At 57.9% G+C, this 233-nt stretch carries 1 pseudogene; it reads right to left on the bottom strand.

The features are described 5' to 3' along the window. Positions 1-233: pseudogene (locus N8M09_RS11125) on the bottom strand (glutamine--fructose-6-phosphate transaminase (isomerizing)); the annotation flags it as partial.

Here is a 233-nt window from a genome sequence, read left to right on the forward strand (position 1 = left end):
GGATCACGCGCTGCACCACTTCCAGCAAGCTGCCGCCCTGGCGCAGTTCCCAATGCACCAGGTGAGCAATCACCTCGGTATCGGTCTCGGAGCTGAAGTGATAGCCCCGTTCGATCAGCAATTCACGCAGCGGTTCGTGGTTTTCGATGATGCCGTTATGCACCACGGTAATGTAATCAGAAACATGCGGGTGCGCATTCGCTTCGGTAGGTTCACCGTGCGTTGCCCAGCGG

This window comes from Streptococcus mitis (genome assembly GCF_946190375.1).
GTDB classification, from domain to species: Bacteria; Bacillota; Bacilli; order Lactobacillales; family Streptococcaceae; genus Streptococcus; species Streptococcus mitis_CJ.